Origin of the sequence: Mucilaginibacter sp. SG564, assembly GCF_013149275.1 — a bacterium.
Taxonomy (GTDB): domain Bacteria; phylum Bacteroidota; class Bacteroidia; order Sphingobacteriales; family Sphingobacteriaceae; genus Mucilaginibacter.
On sequence record NZ_JABGNA010000005.1, the window covers coordinates 75,990 to 96,041 of the forward strand.

Below are 20,052 nucleotides of genomic sequence, written 5' to 3' on the forward strand. Positions count from 1 at the left end.
TAATAATACTTGATGAGATCAGCCAGCCATTTGAATAGTCAATGGCTGTTGCTGTTTCCTGTAGGCGGTTGGATTTAACCCCTTATACTTTTTAAAAAGCCTGTTTAAATGGCTTTCGTCCGTAAATCCAAGTTCATTTACAATTTCATTGATGCGCATGTCGCTATGCTGTAAACGGGTTTCGACCAGTTTAAGCTTATAATTAATGATATATTGCTGTATAGTTTCCCCAGTATGCTTTTTGAAGTATCTCCCTAAATAACCATCTGCAAATCCAAAGTGATCAGCAATAACATCCAAGCGCAGTTTATTGGTGTTATAAATATTTTCCTGGATATAATTAAGAATATTGACCATCGTATTTCCGGTACTTTCACAAACTTTGGTTGGCATAATCATGCCTATGTTGCGTGCAACTACGGCGATAATGGTATTTACAATCTGGGCGATAATTTCATGCGAATACAGCTGCTCATTAACCAGCTCACCGAGTATGGAATCGATCATTGCCTTAACCAGTATCTTATCCGGAGCATTGCAAAGGATACACCCTGGCTGATGGGTAGCATTATGTAATATATATTCCAGCTTCTTAATCCACTCCATGTCCCTTGCTTCCACATTCTTTTGGGATTTAACGTATATGTCGTTAAAGCGTATAAAAACGAATTCAGTCGGTTGCGTGATATTAAAGGAATGGCAATCTTCGGGCGTGATCAGAAACATATGCCCGGCGGTATAGTCAAAATTATTTTCGTTGATGCACTGTATTCCATTACCACTTAAAATGTATACGAGCTCAAAAAAGTTATGCTTGTGCGCTGACTTAGGACATACTTCAAGCTTTTTATAAACTATTTCAAACGGCTGGTATAAGCTTTCTTTGTGCATATACAAATATAACTAATTCAACAGATTGATTGCTAAAATACAGGCTTCCCAAAGCTGAAAACACATATTATTACAATTAAAATTCACAAATCCAGTCGGTCTGTTTTGAACATTTATAAACGCTCTTCATCCTTATTAGCGTTTTCACTTGTTGAAATCATGATATTTCATGGTTGTTTCAGAAAATCATTTTCCATTTACCTATCTATCAATTAGTTAATAATGGTACAATCATTGTCTTTGCCTGATGCGTCCTCTCGCAGTAAAGCGAAGTCATAACGTATTTCTTTTAACGCTCCATCAATTAATTCTATGAATCACATTTATAAAAACTGGGTATATGGAGTTGATAAACAGGACCTGCTGTCCATTGCTATCCACCCCTACCTGGACCGCCTCCAAGCAGATTTTTTACAATTACTGATTTGTCCGCTGCAAGGTGGCACCTTCAGAAATTGTTATACTTTTTCTTCGCTTCAGGACATCAACCATACTATTGCCACAAAGCACAAATCCGAGGTTGAGTCATTGAATATTAATATCGAAATACGGCAGATCGACAAGTTACAGGCCAGTAGGGTGTTTCCCGCCGAAAGTCACCTGCGATCCATGTCGTATGCCCATTATATATATATACCGATTGCTCTAAAAAATCAGCTGACGGGCGTTTTATGCTTATATTTTAATGAGGGCATGCTGTCATCTGTGTCACGGCTAGATGAGGTAAGATCTGAACTAGCCCTTTTATTGGAAAGTCTTCCGGAAGATTGTGTTACAACCAGATTGTCGCCTGAATTACTTGATTTCTCCCGTGAACTGGCCTTTATCAAAAGCCGCAAGCAATTAATGGAGCTGTTTGACAGGAGTCTCCAGGCCATGCTCACATACTCTTATTCTACAATTCTCATTTTGGAGAATGAAACCAATAACATTACGAACTTCCTGACACAGGAGCAGGACCTGGCATCCGGTAATAGCTTTGTCAGCGCTTTTGTGGTCAAAAAATGGCCGCCTCGTCACGCACACGAAGGAAGGGGTATCAAAAAATCTGTGAGATTCGAACAGTTTGATCAAACTGCATCTGCACACCCTTCTTTAGCAATGGAGGAAGATAAAACGAATAACGCCATTATCTACAATTTATATGGCGGAATTGATGCAGAATGTAAATGGGTGATATTTTTTCCAGATGAAAACGCTTTCAGGCAGGCTAACGAAGGTGCTATGGTGGTTGTCGCAAACGCGCTCACCCAAACTATCACCCAGATCTTAACTAACGAAAGGTTGCAGCAAGTAGATCAGGAAAAGGATATCATCAGGTCTTTGAATCTCGATTTTTCCTCCGCGCGGAACAAGAAAGACTTATTGGATATTATTAATCTTAAGCTGGCTAAACTGCTGAACTTTAATTACAGCCAGGTAATACTTATTAATGAGGATGACACTACGGTAAGCGCTTTTCTACGCGATTCCGATCCGCGGGCGCGAAACCATCCGAATTTTCAGCTGGTAATGAATGGAAGTTATCCGATATTGGACGGCGTTTACAATAAGGTTTTATTATCGCGGGACCCTTTGGTGTTTGATCTCTTCGAATTACAGCATAAGGGCAAACTGCCGGAATACCTGCAGTTCAAGTTTGATTGCGGTGTTCGGAAGGTATCTATTTGTTCCCTTCAGATTCGTGCTAAAACCATCGGATTTTGGATTGCAACCCATGTTGAGGAACATGGTCTGTCCGGCAAGCAACTGGAGCTGATGAAGACCATATCCACGTCCTTTTCAATTGCTGTAGATAATATACGGGCAAATGAATTGATTCAGGCCCGAGAGTTGGAAGCCGAAAAGCTGCTGCAACTCAATTTTGACCTTAGCAATGTCCATAAAAAAGAAGACCTGGAACTTGCTATTCATAATAACCTGCCCGACCTATTGGAGTTCGAAGAATTGTTTATTGTTCTGACAGGTAACAAGGGAAATGAAAGTCAATTTTTAACTACCGGATTCGGATCGAAATTAGACAGTGCGATAGATCGATGTTGCATCAGCCTCGCCTACGCTAAACAGCATGGTGAAGCATGGGTTACGCAGGGGATGGACGAGCTTGCTTTAAAAATGGATGCGTCCGAAGTGTTAAGAAAAGAAGTGATCCGTGGTATCAGGGAGAAGATTATTGTCAATATTCTTTTGGATGATGGCCGCAATGCGATTCTGGCTATTCATTTCGCCAGGAAAAATTCTTGCAAAAACGATATAATCCGGTTGGTTAGGTCAATTGGCTATCAGCTTTCCTTTGCGGTTAGCAATATACTGGCAGGAGAAGAAATTAAAAAACGAGAAGATGAGCGTGATTTGTTGCTGGCATTAGCGATAAGTATTTCAGCCGTAAAAAGTGACGTAGAGCTTCTTGGCGCTATCAATCATCATATAAAACCCCTCTTACAGTTTACACATACCTGTATTGCGGATGTTGACGTTGTTAACCAGTCGTCAAAGATCATGCTTGTTGATCCGGATTCATATGCGCGCTCACATCCTGATTTCGGCACGATCTTAAACATGAGGCATTCACTTACCGATGGTGTGCTTGATGTGGCTTACGAGGCGGACGAGCCGGTATTAATAGAGCTGGACGAACTGAAACGCACGCAAGTCCTGCCGCCTTACCTTCTGGTGAATTACGAATCAGGCATCACGCACGTTGTCATTGCAAAGCTTTCGGTTGGAAAGGGAGCAACAAGGTTGTGGTTTTTGCTTTATAAGGGTAAAAACGGGGTAGAAAAATCGAGACTTGATTTCGTTAAAGGGATGGCCAACCAGATTGCCGCCGCGCAAATCAATATTATTGCGAATGATCATGCGTATATCCGTGATTTCGAAAAGTCAAGGCTCATAGCCTTTGCCAGCCATTTGGCGGAAGTAAACGATAAACATGTATTGGCAAGGATATTAGCCGAACAACTTCGTGAGCTTTTCGAGATCGCCGGTTTTGTGATTTTCAGAATAGACGCTGACAAGACTACATTAAGCCCTTATGTGAGTCATTTCGACCCGGGCGTGCAGGAACATCAGGATTTTCCATTTACGAATTCGTGTCCGATCAATAAGAGTATCTTTCCGGTCATTTTGCAAAATTCAGGTCTTGTTTCCTTCGACCTTAATAACGCTAAGGATGAATTGGAATGGCCGGAACTTGTTGGTTTTACCAAGCGAAATGGATTCAATGGTATAACGGGATATTTCTTAAGACCGGGCAACGATCCTGTAGGTGTTATGTTATTCTGGCATAAAGACAGCCAGTTTGCAGATGCACAGGGAGTCATTGCTAATGGTATTTTCCTGCAAGTCGGCAGCATTGTATCCTGTCTGATCTCCAATGAAATCATAGAGTTGCAGCGAAGTGAAATTGCTCAGTATAAGGTGCAGATTGAAAACGATAAAGTATTCTTGACTGAAGAATTAGCGGCTCAAGAACCAAGTTCGGAAATCGTCGGCAATAGCGATGGCATGCAAAAGGTTTTCGGATTACTTAAGCGTGTTGTCAAAAGCGATAGTACTGTTTTAATATTAGGCGAGACAGGAACAGGAAAGGAACTCGTCGCCCGTGCAATTCATGATCAATCCCCTCGGTCATCCAGGCAAATGATTAAGATCAATTGTGCCGCGCTACCTGCGAATCTGATAGAAAGTGAACTATTTGGTCATGAGAAGGGTGCATTTACCGGAGCTACGGAAAGGCGACTTGGAAAATTCGAACTGGCAAATCACGGGACACTGTTTCTAGATGAAATCGGAGAAATGCCACTTGAATTGCAGGTTAAACTGTTGCGTGCCTTACAGGAGAAAGAGATCGAACGGGTGGGTGGAAAGAATACGATCAAAGTGGATGTCAGGATTGTTGCGGCAACCAACAGGGATCTTCAAAAAGAAGTCGAGGATGGGCGTTTCCGCCGGGATCTTTATTATCGGCTTAATATTTTTCCCATAGAATTACCGCCATTAAGAGCACGGAGAGATGATATCCCGCTACTTGCCTTGCATTTCATCAACCGGTATTCTTTGAAAAACAACAAGAAAATCACTGGACTTGGAAATAAAGCCCTCTACGAATTAAAAAAATACGACTGGCCTGGTAATATCCGGGAGTTGGAACACACGATAGAAAGAAGTGTATTGTTAACCAATGGAGAAATATTAAAGGAAATTGCGGTGCAAAGATCAGCAGAGTCTGTGGCCAAAATTATTGAAAGCGACTTTATTCCTTATACCATCGATGAAAACGAACGCATGCATATAATGGGTGCTTTAAAATTCTGTAATGGAAAAATCAATGGAAAGACCGGAGCGGCAGATTTACTTGGTGTACCTGCCAGCACGCTTAATTCAAAAATGAAGCGGTTAAATATCAGGAAAGAGCATATCGCTAATTAGTAGTGTAAGTAAAAAATGAATAGGCCCGATTCGTCATTTTCATATCGTTAGCAGGTTTCAAATAGCGAAATAAGAATGAATCTACCAATGAGTTTTCTAAGTCAATATCCTGAAATACAATGACTTATTCAAATGGCACGGTTGTTACATAAGTGCCAACGGGTTTGGCGCCAATAACCCTAAAATATTGTTTAAATCAAAACTTAAAATTTATGCCGTTTGTAAATGTAAAACTAGTAGAAGGTGTCTTTACACCTGAAGAAAAACATGCCCTGGCAGCAGCGTTGACTGATGTAATGGTTAAGTTCGAAGGCTCTGAGGCTTTTCGCGAAACCGTATGGGTATTAATTGAAGAACTACATCCGGATGGATGGCACATAGGAGGCCGTCCATGGGAAGGTCCAAAAGGTTTAGAAACGACCTTAAGGAAGCAAAAAGAAATTATTGAAGGAATTGGCGATGCGCATCCAACCACAAGAAAAGAGTGGGCGGAAGCAGCACCTGCAAAGAACTAATTTCACATGGCAGGCAATCTGGACGACACCAGGATTGCCTGCCTTTGATATCTCTTAACCCTATCCTGGGCAAGGTCGATATTTCGCCATTGCGGTATCAGTTTTCAACGACTTTCGCCTTTTATTCACCGGATATTTCTACATCATCCACAAGAACTATAAGGAAGCAATTTCTTCAGAAGCAACCGATGGATCACGTATCTAATGAGTGATTTTAAAACGGAGAGGCCCCATCTAAAGAATTCTTTAATTTCAATACTCTTGGTGATTTATTGCGCCAGGTGCTATATCGTTACAGGCATTTAAATAGCGATATACCGATTAAAACCAGCCCCATAAAACTCGTTTAAATAACTGAATAACAATATATTAATTCAATGGCATGGTCTTTTCATATATCATTATGAATGGCCGTGTTTATCACGGTACGGTTCCCGATGAGGCCAAAAATCGGACGGGTGCAGTCCCGGCTAGATCTGCCGCGAAATCCAAATAGGATAGTATGCGAAACAATCGGCTCCATGCCATATGTTCACTACAGAAGCATCCGTAAAAATCAACGTCTATAGGTAATTTCCTATACTGAAGATGATTGAATTTAAAATCGAAACGCAGGTATGGCGCAAATCAAGATTGCGCCTCTTTCAACGGCGTTATGAGCGTGATTTCCCGGCAATTTGAGTGATGGATAAATTCCTTTATGCATCACTTGCAGGCTATGAGTATTAGCAACTAATTCCAACATAATCTTTGAAACCAATAATTACTATGGAAACATTAGAATTACCCGCTTTCCCTGAGGACAATAAAAAGATGAAAAGGAAGGGAACCTTTAAGCCAGTATCCGTTCAGGCAGTGAGCGAACTTAGCGGAAAATTACCGGAAGAAGAAATGGAACCGGCAAAAGAAGAAAAGTTTCCAATACCGGAAACAGCTGAAAACCTTACCGGTAAAGAAATAGCTATTCGGGCGGCGTGCGTGATACTTTTACCGATGCTGTCGGGGATTGACTGGACTTATCACACGCATACGGTAGCGGTAATTGTTCCGGTGGCGTTTTACTTAGAAGTTACTGCATTTACCTCGTATTGTCCTATTAAAGCTGTTTTTAGCAAATACCGCAAGCCAGATAATTACGAATAGTAATTATCCGGCGGAGTATGTCGTAACGAGAAATCTTTTTCGTCAGGTCTGATTTTTCCTCAAAGCAGTAACGATCCCTGATAGGACTTTAAACATAAGGATTGTTAATAAAATGCCGATTATAGCTAAAGAAATCACGCTGAAGATCGCCCTGTCTGCCAATAATTGACTTTGAGTTTCCAAAACAGACTGTAAGGAGGAATTTGCAGCCTGTTGCGCAGAAACTTCCGGTAAGCCATTGGTCAGAAAGCTTTTTGTTAATCGGGATAAAAAGTCCATGGCATTGAGATCTTCCGGAGAAAGATGATTGATTAAGCTTTCGCGGTAAATCTGGTTGAAATAAATCTGGAGGTTATAAAATCCGGCATTGGCATTCAACAACGAAATAAATCTGGTATTGGCTGCTAAGAAAAGCGGAGCTACGCCTGTCGATTTGGGTACAGAAGTAATTACAAACACAGTGATGGGAACAAAAAGTATTCCTGATGCGGCCCCCTGAAAGATAACCGGTACCACCAGATCGCTGAAAGAGAGGTCGGGTGTTAAGTTATAATAAACCCAAAAATGATAAGCCAGCAACATTGAAAACCCAACAAGTAAAAATGGAATAATTCCTTTTTTGTGGTTAATTAATAGCCGAGCCGTTATTATCATAAAAAAGATCAGACTAAGGATATTACAAAGGCCAAGATTAATCGTTTGAGTCGGGCTCCATTTCAGTACGAAGGCAGTATAGCCATAAAGAATATTTATACTCTCTTTCATACCGTAGTACAAACCTAATACCAACAGACCGGCAATAAAGTTCTTGTATTTGAAAACAGTTACGTCAATCAAAGGACGGGTGGCTAACAACTGGCGACCAAAGAACATGAGGCTAGAAAGGATAACAAGGGCGGACGAAATGACGATCCGAGGATCAGAAAACCAGTAATATTTTGTTCCATAAAGCAGCGTGTATGCTAGGCAAATGCCGCCAACCGCGTAAAACAAGAGTCCCGGCCAGTCAATACGAAAAGGCGGGTATTTTCTAAATCTTGTCTTAGCACGAAGCGAACAAAGGATCAAGGCAAGAACAACGCCCTGGAAAATTATCGTGTATATGTAAATATTGATGATCTGTGAGTTGACGGTTGCATTGGCGGCAATAATGCCGATGAAAACGGTGCTGCTAAACACCGTACCAAAAAATACCGATGGGCCCAAAACTTGTCTGATTGCAGGATTAAGCACACCCGTAATCATAATTAGCGCACCTATACAAACTGCATTAATGCAAATTCCCTGAAAGAAGCGTAATATGAAAAATATATAAATGTCGCTGGTATGCAAACAACAGACGTTAAGAATTATGCCCAGGATCATATTGGTAAGGAGGTAGTTTCGCATTTCGAAATACCGTAAAAAGCGAAACGCTAGTGGTACGTTTATAAGAATCCCAACATAGGTGATCTGAATAGCGAAAGAAATATCTTCGGGTTGAGCACCAAGATAAGCCATGATATAATTCTGGCTTAAGGTGAAGCTGCCGAATTGCATGATCGCAGATAGCAGGATCAAAAAGAGCAGTATCCGAATGCCTAATCCCCAGTTGGCGATCCAATCTTTAAAATAAACAGGGTTTCTCATTTAGATTTCTTTTTGACCTTTACAAATACGTTCATACCTGCTTTTATACCCTGTATATCCGTACTGGTAAACTTTATTTTCACGGGAATCCGCTGGATGATCTTCACAAAATTCCCGGTAGCGTTATCCGGTGGCAAGAGGGAAAATTTTGCACCTGTGGATGCTGCAATAGCTTCTATTTGCCCATGAAAAACTTTATTAGTGATCGCATCCACCTCTATGTCCACTGGCTGACCCGGATACATACCATCAACCTGGGTTTCCTTAAAGTTTGCGGTTACCCATTTATATTTTTCATTAACAATAGAAACCAGCGGCTGACCGACCTGTACCTGTTGACCTTCAAGGATTGCTTTTCGTCCCAATATGCCTGTGTAAGGAGCACGTATGACGGTGTAGACGAGATTAATTTTGGCCAACTCGAGAACCGCCCTTTTTTGTTCGAGGTTTGCCGTTAGTAATTTTTGCTGGGTTTTAAGCTCGTTAATCTTCGCGTAATTAGTTTTAAGCATGTTTTTGGACGCATTAAATTCGCTTAATGAAACGTTATATTTCGATTGCGCCAGGTCAAGGTCTGAACCTGTAGCCGCTTCATCTTTAACAAGGTTTTTATACCTGGCAAAATCTCTTGTTTGTTCGTAAAGTCGCGCCTTAGCAGCTTCAATATCATTTTTGTTCACCTCAGTTCCTGATTCGGCGGATCGGATGCTAGCAGCAAGCACTTCTATTCTGGCTTTTGCATCATCGACATCGGCCTGAGCTTCGGCAAACTTTTCTTTGTATTCGCGATCATCGATCAGAACTAATGTGTCGCCCTTAACTACGGGCTGGTGTTCATCGAAGTTTACCTGCTTAATATAGCCGCTGATCCGGGCTGAAACAGGATTTATGAAAGATTCTACCTGAGCATCGTTGGTTTCTATGTAATAATTTTTGCCTACGAGATAGTTAATCAAATAAAATAAGACAGTAAGCAAAATAACGGCAGCCGCAATAGCGAGGGCAATATTGCCTGGATGTTGTTTTCGGTGGTGTTTATTTTTCGTTTCCATGTATTCAATTATAGCTTGCCGGATAGGTAAAGAAGTCTGAAATAAAATAGCTGCGCATTAGTTTGCGCCTCAACAAGGTTATAGCGGACTTCCTGAAGAAGATTATCCGCGTCGAGCAGATCCGTCAGTAATGCGAGCTGATTCAGGTACTTTGTGTTGACGATCCTATAATTCACTCGTGCTTGTTCGATAGATTGTTCATTAACTTTTATGCGATCAAGAGCCTCCTGATATTTTATTAAGAGACTGCTGAACTCCTGGTTGAAACTATCGCTTGCCGATTGCTTTTGTAAGAGTAGTTCTTCGCTCCGTATCCTTGCAGCAGCGAGAGCGAGCTTATTTTTATAAATTGACGAAAGGCTGTAGCTGATATTCAGGCCTGCATAACCCAAGGCATAGGCCTGGTCTACATGTGGGTAGACCAACGCATTCGGGTAATTCAAAGAATAGGTGCTGATTAACGTAATAGCAGGACGGTTGTTGCTTTTGATTGCATTCACCTCTTCCGTTTGAAGTTTAATTGCTAAAACTGCTTTCCTTACGCTGTAAGAATCATCGGCAATTCCTGGAAATAAGGAATGAATTTTCTTTGGACTGACCCGTTGCATGTTGGCGGAGTCAGTCGGGTTAATTACAGAATTGTCCGGAAGATCAAGAAGAACGACTAGCTTTTTACTCGCAATTTTGATGTCATTCTGCGTTCTTTCAAGGTCAAGATTAACCGACGATAAATTTAACTGTGCACGAAGTACATCACTACGGGTAACCTTTTGGTTTACATAAAGAGAATTGATATTTCGAACCCTGGTTTCGGCTCTAACAATCTGCTCTTTAATATATCGTAGCTGATCATTTAAGGCTTCCAATTCAAGGTAATCGGTTGCAACATGTAAGCTGACATCGCCACCGCGATCCATAACATTTAAGCCTGCGAGCAAAACCTTGTAACTTTGCGCAGCATTCGCGGTCTTTTGCCTGCCACCGGCGTACAGGTTAAAAGTGGTAACAGCACCCGCCATACCTGCGTTAGGGCTTGGGAAAACACTTACCGAATTGGCGTGATAAAGAAAATCATTAAACAAAGTAAGTTTAGTATAGCGCTGATAATTTCCCTGTAGCTCAATATCAGGCATTGCAAGAACTTTAGTGGCAATTTGATCGGACCTTACCGCAGTTTCTTCCAATTTGGCTGCCTGCACATCTTTATTCTGGCTTTTTGAAAGCATGATAGCCTGGTCAAGAGAAATCGGATAAATTACATCCCGACGGTTTTTCTGCTGCGCATTGCCGGACAGCGCTATAAAAAGCAGCATTAATAGCGCAACTAAACACTTTATTGAAATTTTAAGGTCATCAATCTTAAGGCGAAAAACTGACCTCACAGTAACATAACGGGAAGATAAGTCTGTTCCTGGAAGGGCTTCATCGATTTTGGGACAAATAGTAAAAGATAATTTTGATTCAAGCTGTTTCAACATTTTATACTGCGGCTTTAATTTTTTACCACTGTGGTGGCGAAATAGAAAGCTATGCCTACCTCATGCCGTGTCAGATTAGTAAGCGCAATAAAGATTGCTTCGCCCTTATGCTATTTCAAGACAAATGCCATTAATTAAATAATTGAAGTTCAGTTACTTAATATGATTTTGGTCATGTTTTTATAGCGATATATCGCTGTTTAAAAGGCTATAGCGACAGGGCAAGAGTAGCGGAAGAACTCTCGAATGCATAATGATTATTCCTTCAGGTTGCGGGGGAATGTTTCTATTAAACTCATCCTGAATGATAATGAAGCGAACTGGTTGTCGGTTCAAAACGCGCCACAATGTGGTGTTGGCGCTCCCTTTACCCTTTAAATAATTCAAATAATCATAAACAATTAAAATTAACAAAAATGAAAGTTCTATGTGTACTTTATCCTGATCCGATAAACGGCTATCCGAAAACTTATGCCCGTGCGGACATTCCAGCAATTAAAAATTATCCCGACGGCCAGACTGTTCCTAACCCCCACGCTATTGATTTTATACCGGGAGAGCTTTTGGGATGCAAAACCGGGGAGTTAGGTTTAAGAAAATTCCTGGAAGGTTTGGGACATACCTTTGTCGTAACTACGGATAAGGACGGGCCGGATTCAGAATTTGAAAAAGAACTTCCGGATGCAGATGTTGTAATTTCACAGCCGTTCTGGCCCGCTTATCTGACTAAAGAACGTATTGCGAAAGCGAAAAATCTAAAGCTGGCAATCACTGCCGGAATTGGCTCTGACCATGTTGATCTTGAATCTGCCATCGAACATGAGATCACGGTTGCAGAAGTTACCTGGTCTAACAGTACCAGTGTGATGGAACATACGGTGATGAGTATTCTCGCTTTGGTAAGAAACTTTATTCCATCGCATGAAATCGCCAAGAATGGCGGTTGGAATATAGCTGATTGTGTTGAACGTTCCTATGATGCCGAGGGGATGAATATTGGCGTGCTTGCGGCGGGAAGAATTGGCCTCGGCGTGTTGAGAAGATTAAAGCCATTTGGTGTTAAGCTGCATTACAGCGAACGCCATCGCCTTCCGGAAGAAATAGAAAAGGAATTGGATCTTACATATCATGAAAATGTAGAGTCATTGGCTGTAAATTGCGATGTTGTGAGCATTCATGCCCCATTACATCCGGAAACAGAAGGTTTGTTTAACGACGCGTTAATCGGAAAGATGAAGAAAGGCTCTTATATTGTAAATACGGCCAGAGCAAAAATTTGTGATAGAGATGCGATAGTCCGCGCTTTAGAAAGTGGCCAGCTGGCTGGTTATGCCGGGGATGTTTGGTTTCCACAGCCGCCATCTGCAGACCATCCCTGGAGATCGATGCCATTTAATGCCATGACTCCGCATATTTCCGGATCCTCATTGCCAGGTCAGGCAAGATATGCAGCAGGCACACGTGAAATCCTGGAGTGCTTCTTTGAAGGAAAGCCAATCCGAGATGTTTATCTGGTTACCAAAGGTGGTAAGCTTGCCGGAGTCGGCGCGAGTTCATATACCGTAAAAAAATAAAACCTTGCTGCTCCTGCGGTCAAATCAATGCCGCGGGAGCAATGTTTTACAAATCGAAATTCTGTACTACAATAAAGTACTTGATTGATAATCAGCCATAACGAGATAAAAAATCACATTTTTAAATAGCGACATGTCGATGTTTTGTTTTTTATACATTTTACACACACATCTCTAAATCAATAAATTAGGTTATGGCATTATATTTTCCAATGTATGGAAAACCCGAACCGTGCTTTCAAAAAATAAAATCCGTTCTTCTATCATTGTTATAAAGTTTAAGAGCGAACTTGATCAGCATCATTCAAATATGATAAACGGAAAGGTCAAAAAGATTTTTCGTATCCGGGACTATGCTGCCGCCCAACAGTTACATTCGAATTACCTGAATAATATCGTAAAGAGTTCAATCGGTAAAGCAATTGACAGATGGATAATCGAAAAGAATATTACTACTGCAAATATCTGTTATCTTTTACCGATTATTCCATAAAGGAAATAGCCAACATTCCAAAATTTGCCGACCAGGCTCATTTTAGTAATTATTTTAAAAGATATACTTCCTATTCCCCCACCTACTATAGAAATCATCAATGCAGTATTGAAATCCGCTTTAAGGATGATCTGTAGTTTTTCATTTACCGAATTATTTTGAATGGGCAAGTGATTAAAGGTTATAGACATTTGAAAATTCTTGACCTTGGTTGAATTTGTGTTCAATAAATTTCCTCTTCGCTGATAACGTCAACAAAAGTCACAAAAAGCCCTTTAATTGTATCTTAAAGGGCTTTTTCTATTTTCCACTCTACTAAAAATCACATAAAAACGCATAAATCTATTGCGTGATTCATTGCGTGATTTGAAGATCAAAAAACACGCAATGAAAATACTGCAAAATACTGATATACAACCAGTTCATGGCCCGGACATCTTGTGCGGCGAATCGCAAATTGGTATTTTTCTTTAACTTTTAAATTAGTGTTATGGTAGAGAAAAGTTTCGGACTTCTTTTTTTTCTAAAAAAGTCCCAAAATCGGAAAGATGAAAGATTCATCTATTTGAAGATTACCGTAGATGGCCAGTCGAAAGAATTGTCAACAAAGAGAAAATGGGAGGCGTCCAATTGGAATACAAATACAGGCCGGGCAATAGGTAATAAGGAGTCTGTCAAAATCTTAAACGGAATTCTTCATGAACTGGAGCAGCAAGTTTACCAGGCAAAAAAGCGATTGATGGAATCTGGAAATGACATTTCTGCTCAAGCGATAAAAGATATTCTCACAGGCAATTACGACCAACGTAGAAACATTTTGGAAATATTTAAGCAACATAATGAACAAATGAAGGCATTGGAAGGGATTGATTACGCTCGAGGAACCGTTGGCCGTTATGAAATCTCACTTGGACATACTAAGGCCTTCATGAAATGGATGTACGGTACCGATGAAGATATGGACATCAAAAAATTGGATTACGAATTTATTTCTCAATATTCATTTTGGTTAAAAACAGTAAGAAAGTGCAATCATAACTCAACTGTCAAATACTTAGCGAATTTTAAAAAGATTGTGCTGATTTGCGTTAAAAACGGATGGTTGGCGACTGATCCATTTGCTAGGTTTAAAATGACCAAAAAGGTGGTTGAACGAACAGCCTTAACAGAAGCTGAACTTAGTAAAATACAAAGGAAAGTTTTCGACAACCAGAGACTAGATGCAGTGAGGGATATTTTCGTTTTTTCTTGCTATACCGGTTTGGCCTACGTGGATGTTCAAAAATTGAAAAGGTCAGACATCAGATATGGGCAAGACAAGAAGTTTTGGCTTTTTGTTGGAAGACAAAAAACCAACGCACCCTCAAGAATTCCATTGCTTTTGCCAGCACAGGACATACTTGTCAAATATCGTGACAACCCAAAATGTTCGAACACAGGTATGGCATTGCCGGTACTTACCAATCAATGCATGAATACTTATTGTGCGCCCGTAAAGGTTGCGTAATGAATGTCTCTTTAGCAAGAGACTAGACTAGGTTTTAAGTCTACTCCCGACCGACTTATCCGGAGGGGAAACCCAAGGAGGAGTGTAGCATGTCGGTTACAGCATGGCCGCTATAATTGCCAAAGGCGAGTGCAGCGCTGGGGAGAAAGACAGACATAAGGATGAAGCCTATACTGGTTGAACGATAGTTCAGTGGGGCGCGTTGACCCTGTGACGAAAGGCAGTTGTATTGTCACACCGTAGCTCTCTCATTCGTTAGGTAGCCTTTGAGAGCATAGAACACCGCTACGGCACAACCGCAATAAGCGGAGAAAAGAACGAAAGTCGCATCCGACAGTCTGTCGCGCTAACAGTCATTACGAAACTAAACGGGGATTTCCTAAGTCGGGATGCCCATGAAAACAGGGGCTATGTATGAAGATACTGAATACCCGATATGGAAACGGAGCTTCCGTAGTAGTCCGAGCAGGGTAACACCCTGTACATGGCGAAGGGAAGCAGTTGTCAACTTAATACAAACCAAGGAAAACGTGTGAGACGTATGAGAGATCCAGAGCAAGTATTAAACGCTTTATGCGAACATAGCAAAGATTCATAAAAGCTATGACAAGTAAAGTTATGTTGACAATGGAGAGCCGTATACATGGAGACATGTACGTACGGTTCGGGGGCGGGTTAGCAGAAACTTACCACCGCAAGGTGGCAAAGCGCTGTTGGCCTAGCCTACTAAAGGAGATTGCGGGATGCTGTGGAATTAAAACTGAATTGACATTCCACATAGCCAGACATACGTTTGCGACAACGGTTACATTGAATAACGGTGTTCCGATTGAGACAGTGTCGAAAATGTTAGGCCATGCAGATATTAAGCAGACCCAACATTATGCAAAGATGCAAGACTATAAAGTGAGCAAAGATATGCTCCTGTTAGATGAGAATTTATTCGAGAAAAGCAAGTTGGACCAGAAAGAAACAATGGAAGCAGATTTTGAACTTCCGGCTTTAATCTATGAGTAACCAAATGTATATTAGTAAAGAACTTCTATACTACTGCGTTGGTAAGAATCATAAGTCGGCATGTACGCGATATATTCAAGGTCTTTTAGCTGACTTATACATTTATGGTAGGTACTTTTACTTCGAAAATGAGCGCCGACCATTAACTGTCGTCGCGATACATTTAAATGATTTTGGTAACCGTTTTTTTGCCATAGTAACAGTATAAATGTATATAAACTGATATGCCAAACATTCACTCGTTCGTCTGCAGCAATCTTGCTATACAGGGATAAAATAATGGGAGTTTTCGGTGTCATAGTAATTTGTTATTTTTTCCACTGACCATGTTTTCAATGTCGGATAATTTGTAAAAATGAATACCGCCTACCTTTTGAGACTTAAGTTTTCCGGTTATTCTTAGATTTTGGACAGTCCCTGTCGAAACTTTAAGTATTTTTCGGACATCGGCACATCTTAGCCATTCCTTCGTTTCAGGTTTATCATTGGATAGCAAGGCGCGGATATCATTTAATAGCGCGCGACGAAATGCCTCGAGGTCGTCTTTAGTGATAACTTCAATTGTCATGATGATAAGTTGATAAATTTGGACGCGTCATTGGCGACTGCCCGACGCGATAATTAGGCGTGGTTTTATCTGACAAAACGTAAATCTTATTTTGAACCGTCAACAAATTTCTTTTTTGTTTTGGCGCGCAGCAGGTCATATTTGGGCGGAATAACTTCTGCATAAAATCCGCGGTAGTTGAACCGATGTTCCCCGCGCAGATATCGGTTAACAAAAATGCTATAATTTTCCCCTGGTGACGCGATCTTCCTGCGATAGTGCTCCTTTACAAAATGAACCATTTGCCGCTTGTTTTCAAACTTCATCAATGAGGTTTTGTACAGCTCTGAGAGTATTTGTGGTTCGACGGGAACAATCAAGCCTATATTATCATACTCCTTAATATAAATAGACCATTCATAATACATGGACATTGCAACTTGGTATGACATTGCGATCAGTCGCATGACATCAACCACCTGTTCTTTTGTCAACATCGTGATGGCATTTCTGGGCACGCTATAATTTGGATGAAGTGAGATCGGGTTTGGCAGCTCTGCAAAGTTAACTTTAGCCACTTGATCGAATTTAGTACCCAACTCGAAAAAACCTCTATTAAGTTCGTAACCGCTTTTAAATCCATAAAACGCCTCCGTTTTTTTATTATAAAATGCAGTAGAAATTTCATAGGCATAATGCAACTTAGATCTTAAAGCTTGCTTGGTTCGCATATCGAGTTGCCTGATCTTATTTAGCTGGATTGTTTCCTCGAATGTCATGACCTTAATATTGAGGTCCGGGAATATGTCCGGGGACGCCTGCAGATCGGTGAAAGGCCTGAAGAATTTTACCTGATTGTTCAAAGCGTCTTCCCCACCCGCAATCAGGTACGCTTTATCAAAGTGGTTGCGTGTTACAGAAGGCAGGTATTCCGCGAGCCGCATTTGTTGAAAGTTTTGCTGTATCATCAGCATTGCCCATTCGAGTCGGTCCATAAAATTTGTGCCAATAAAGTCATTGGTCACTGCCTCGTTAAACTGCCGCTCATCAAGCGCCAAGTCTTTATTTAATAAGCTGGTTTTCATAAAAAAAAAGGTATTGAAGTATAAGTCTATTGGATAAATGGCAAGCTATCTGCCTCTTTTTACTGGTCGGGTGTCCCAGTTGTCGGTCCGTTTTTTATATTTCTTCCGGTTATTGTCGATTCGCCGGTCAAGGATAAATAGAGGCTGGCAAATCGATATTAGGGGCTTTACCTGAAGAAGGCGGAAATCAAAAATTGCCCGTTCGAACCAAACTGGATGTAGTTCAATGAGTATAGAATTGTGATTAATTTTAGAGTAAGCCCATAAGCTTGGAAGCTATATGCCGTAAACAAAAAGGTTAAAAAACAGAAAAGTCCCGGAGCGCTCGCCGCTGGGACCTTTCAACCTAAACCTTATCACAATTAACCGGCAGATTGCCGGCATATTGAGTTTGCAAATTAATAATAATTAAATCACTTTGGTGTCTAATCAATAATGCCTGGTAAACGCAGAGTTACGCATGTATTCATTAAAGCGTTGCTGGTATATACGCTCAGTGTTGATCCGGCGATTGATCACTCCGCAACGCCAAAAGCACAATACCCAGGCTAAACCTGCGACACCTAAACAAGTTAAACTTTCTTTACTTCGCTCAGCATCTTTTATGGCAATTTGCTGCGGCGTTAATTTTCGGTCTGCTTTATGATGTGTAGCGCCATCTCCCAACGCACCAAAAAATGCAAAAGTAGAGATCAAACAAGCCAATAAAACATTTCGTACGATAGCTCCCATTGTGTTAAAAATGACGATTAAATTTACTAAGAAAGTTAGTTTAAATCAAATTTATTTTGCTTTTTTGATACGGTGGACAATTATTATTGGACCTTTTAAAGTAAAGTTAAAATTCCAATTTTTGAAAAAATGAGACATCACCTAAATTAATTTAGTTCGACAATTCTGTTCTCTTTCCTTGCTTTCTGTACACGCTCCCTGATCGTTTCGATCAGGTCAGATAAAGGGATTCCTCGTAACCATATCACCGGATTTTCAGGATCAGTACTTTTAAGCGTTATTTCCATTATCCGGAACATTTGCAAGAGAAAAGATTGCGTAATAATGTAATCTTCTACCCTGTACATTTCCACCTGATCGATACGCTTAAAAAATATACCACGGCTTATCCTGATATACTCCTTGCCTACGAGGTATTCGCAATTTCTTATAAACAGTAGCCTGTACCAGGCAAATCCGGCCATAGCGATTCCAAACACGATGAAATATGGGGACAGTTTCCAGGCTAAAAAAAGAAACATCAGCGCCAGTGTCAGTAATGGCAATATTTTTAAAAATGCAAAAAGCACCGAAGGCTTAAGTATAATGTCGTCTTGATTTGTCATATTTTAATTCATCTAAAAAAGTTAGTTGATCGAGCGGTTTGCAGGTTCGAATCTTTGTGCGAACTCCAAGCGCGGTTTCAAATGCATAAAGGCTTAGTTTATCTTCTTCAAAGGTTACTTTTTTTTCTTTCAGCCAGGCAATCACTTTGCCTTCCTGAAACCTTAGTCTTACGGCTTTATTCCTGATCGCTGTGGCAACCTTGATGTCGGTTATTCTACCAATCAACTCGTTTCCAAATGCCAATGTCAATTCACGGCCTTTCAGGTTAATTCGAAGCCAGTTAATTTGCCCATTACTTAACCGTGTACCAGTTGCGATAAAAAGCAGATCGTTGAAATTTTGAAAAGTTGTTTGATTAAGTGTAAGGAAAGCGATGGCCTCCATTGCGGAAAACGTAATGACGACCTGCCTTGCCAACTGATCTCCCGCCATCCATAAATTATTGCTGGCTGGTACGCGATGCACGTTCTCGCTAAAATATTCCCTTTCATTGCCGAAATCAAAAATGGGTTCCTCCACAGCAAAAAATTGCTGGATTTTTGGAGGAACGCCAAGTTTTGTTAAATAAGCATCCATCAGCGTGACCCACTGCGGGTGTAAGTACGGTTGATTTGATTTGGCACATGACCATTTTGTTGCTCAGCCGCGTCTTGAACAGCGTTGTAGTAGCCGGGACTCAACTTGGCCGCTTCCACTTCATTCCGTTTTTGGTTGAACAGCATATTCAGCCCCTTGTAAACTACATAGGTTAGCCCGCCATCTATCAGAATGGAGGCAACCAAAGCTAATTTATTTGCCCTAATGCCATGTGTATCGGTTGCCGAAAACCCAAATGTGGTTTTATCCGGCAAGGTTACTTCTTTGCCTCTCCGGTAATTTTCTTTTTGGGCTGAGGTCAAAAACTGGAGATTGACCATATCTGGTGCCAGGATCTTTTCGGTATCCGAAATGATAAACTCACGCGTTTCCGCATCATATTCCACCAATAGCTCTTTTTTATTGCCCTGGTCATCAAGGGTGGTTTTCAGATAATTCGCGACTTCTCCCTTTTCAAGTTTTTGCGCCTCATTATCATCCAGGAAGGACGGCGTGGCTGGTTTTTTATAAACCGGGTGGATCAACAGGTTGATCTTTCCATTGGCGTCCGGCTTTAGGGAAACCTTTGCATCCATTGATTTGATTTTGATATTCTCCGCCTCCAGGTTTTGCAGCTGCATCAATGCTGTTCGGCGGCCTGAAAGTAAGGCTTTTAAATCGGCTACATTCAGCAGCAATTGCCCTCCTGATGCAAGGCCTACGGTTTCCAAGTCTTGCATCGGAAGCATCTTTTCGTTATAGTGTATGACATCCAT

16 protein-coding genes and 1 pseudogene are annotated in these 20,052 nt (G+C 40.9%); 7 read left to right on the forward strand and 10 right to left on the reverse strand.

Going from position 1 to position 20,052, the window contains the following annotated elements:
• Positions 1-18: 18 nt before the first annotated feature.
• The gene (locus tag FHW89_RS12620) at positions 19-891 is read right to left on the reverse strand and encodes an AraC family transcriptional regulator (RefSeq protein WP_172335403.1); all 873 of its coding nucleotides are present in this window, start codon (positions 889-891) and stop codon (positions 19-21) included.
• 312 nt (positions 892-1,203) lie between these two features.
• Between FHW89_RS12620 and FHW89_RS28640 the strand changes: the two genes are divergently transcribed.
• The 3 genes from FHW89_RS28640 (at position 1,204) to FHW89_RS12635 (ending at position 6,980) form a co-directional block, all read left to right on the forward strand.
• A complete protein-coding gene (locus FHW89_RS28640; RefSeq protein WP_216650560.1) occupies positions 1,204-5,322 on the forward strand; it encodes a sigma-54 dependent transcriptional regulator in 4,119 nt (1,372 codons plus the stop codon).
• 212 nt (positions 5,323-5,534) lie between these two features.
• Positions 5,535-5,837: a 4-oxalocrotonate tautomerase family protein gene (locus tag FHW89_RS12630; RefSeq protein WP_172335404.1), complete on the forward strand. Its 303-nt coding sequence runs from the start codon at positions 5,535-5,537 to the stop codon at positions 5,835-5,837.
• Positions 5,838-6,605: 768 nt separating this feature from the next.
• A complete protein-coding gene (locus tag FHW89_RS12635) occupies positions 6,606-6,980 on the forward strand; it encodes a hypothetical protein (protein ID WP_172335405.1) in 375 nt (124 codons plus the stop codon).
• 42 nt (positions 6,981-7,022) lie between these two features.
• Here the strand turns inward: FHW89_RS12635 and FHW89_RS12640 are convergent, their stop codons facing one another.
• The 3 genes from FHW89_RS12640 to FHW89_RS12650 are packed head-to-tail and all read right to left on the reverse strand — an operon-like array spanning position 7,023 to position 11,139.
• A complete protein-coding gene (locus FHW89_RS12640; protein WP_172335406.1) occupies positions 7,023-8,609 on the reverse strand; it encodes an MFS transporter in 1,587 nt (528 codons plus the stop codon).
• The gene (locus FHW89_RS12645) at positions 8,606-9,661 is read right to left on the reverse strand and encodes an HlyD family secretion protein (protein WP_172335407.1); all 1,056 of its coding nucleotides are present in this window, start codon (positions 9,659-9,661) and stop codon (positions 8,606-8,608) included. Before FHW89_RS12645 ends, FHW89_RS12640 begins: the two co-directional genes overlap by 4 nt.
• An 8-nt stretch (positions 9,662-9,669) precedes the next feature.
• Positions 9,670-11,139: a TolC family protein gene (locus tag FHW89_RS12650; protein WP_172335408.1), complete on the reverse strand. Its 1,470-nt coding sequence runs from the start codon at positions 11,137-11,139 to the stop codon at positions 9,670-9,672.
• A 416-nt stretch (positions 11,140-11,555) separates the two neighbouring features.
• Between FHW89_RS12650 and FHW89_RS12655 the strand changes: the two genes are divergently transcribed.
• From FHW89_RS12655 to FHW89_RS12670, 4 genes and pseudogenes are all read left to right on the forward strand, one after another.
• The gene (locus FHW89_RS12655) at positions 11,556-12,713 is read left to right on the forward strand and encodes an NAD-dependent formate dehydrogenase (RefSeq protein WP_172335409.1); all 1,158 of its coding nucleotides are present in this window, start codon (positions 11,556-11,558) and stop codon (positions 12,711-12,713) included.
• Positions 12,714-13,142: 429 nt separating this feature from the next.
• Entirely contained in the window at positions 13,143-13,343 is a 201-nt protein-coding gene (locus tag FHW89_RS12660; protein ID WP_172335410.1) for a helix-turn-helix domain-containing protein, read from the forward strand.
• A gap of 353 nt (positions 13,344-13,696) precedes the next feature.
• Entirely contained in the window at positions 13,697-14,713 is a 1,017-nt protein-coding gene (locus FHW89_RS12665; RefSeq protein ID WP_172335411.1) for a site-specific integrase, read from the forward strand.
• Positions 14,714-15,439: 726 nt separating this feature from the next.
• Positions 15,440-15,730 (forward strand): annotated as a pseudogene (locus tag FHW89_RS12670) (tyrosine-type recombinase/integrase); the annotation flags it as partial.
• Between the two features lie 295 nt (positions 15,731-16,025).
• Here FHW89_RS12670 and FHW89_RS12675 read toward each other — a convergent pair.
• From FHW89_RS12675 to FHW89_RS12700, 6 genes are all read right to left on the reverse strand, one after another.
• Complete coding sequence (locus FHW89_RS12675) at positions 16,026-16,298, reverse strand: helix-turn-helix domain-containing protein (RefSeq protein ID WP_172335413.1); 273 nt, start codon at positions 16,296-16,298, stop codon at positions 16,026-16,028.
• An 86-nt stretch (positions 16,299-16,384) separates the two neighbouring features.
• Positions 16,385-17,362 carry a hypothetical protein gene (locus FHW89_RS12680; RefSeq protein ID WP_172335414.1) on the reverse strand — a complete coding sequence of 326 codons (978 nt, stop codon included), beginning with the start codon at positions 17,360-17,362 and terminating at the stop codon, positions 16,385-16,387.
• Between the two features lie 429 nt (positions 17,363-17,791).
• Complete coding sequence (locus FHW89_RS12685; protein ID WP_172335415.1) at positions 17,792-18,094, reverse strand: hypothetical protein; 303 nt, start codon at positions 18,092-18,094, stop codon at positions 17,792-17,794.
• Between the two features lie 146 nt (positions 18,095-18,240).
• Positions 18,241-18,699, reverse strand: coding sequence for a PH domain-containing protein (locus FHW89_RS12690; protein WP_172335416.1), 459 nt, complete (start codon positions 18,697-18,699; stop codon positions 18,241-18,243).
• Positions 18,671-19,276, reverse strand: coding sequence for a hypothetical protein (locus tag FHW89_RS12695; RefSeq protein ID WP_172335417.1), 606 nt, complete (start codon positions 19,274-19,276; stop codon positions 18,671-18,673). The genes FHW89_RS12690 and FHW89_RS12695 overlap by 29 nt, the downstream gene beginning before the upstream one ends.
• A complete protein-coding gene (locus FHW89_RS12700; protein ID WP_172335418.1) occupies positions 19,276-20,052 on the reverse strand; it encodes a DUF4099 domain-containing protein in 777 nt (258 codons plus the stop codon). The genes FHW89_RS12695 and FHW89_RS12700 overlap by 1 nt, the downstream gene beginning before the upstream one ends.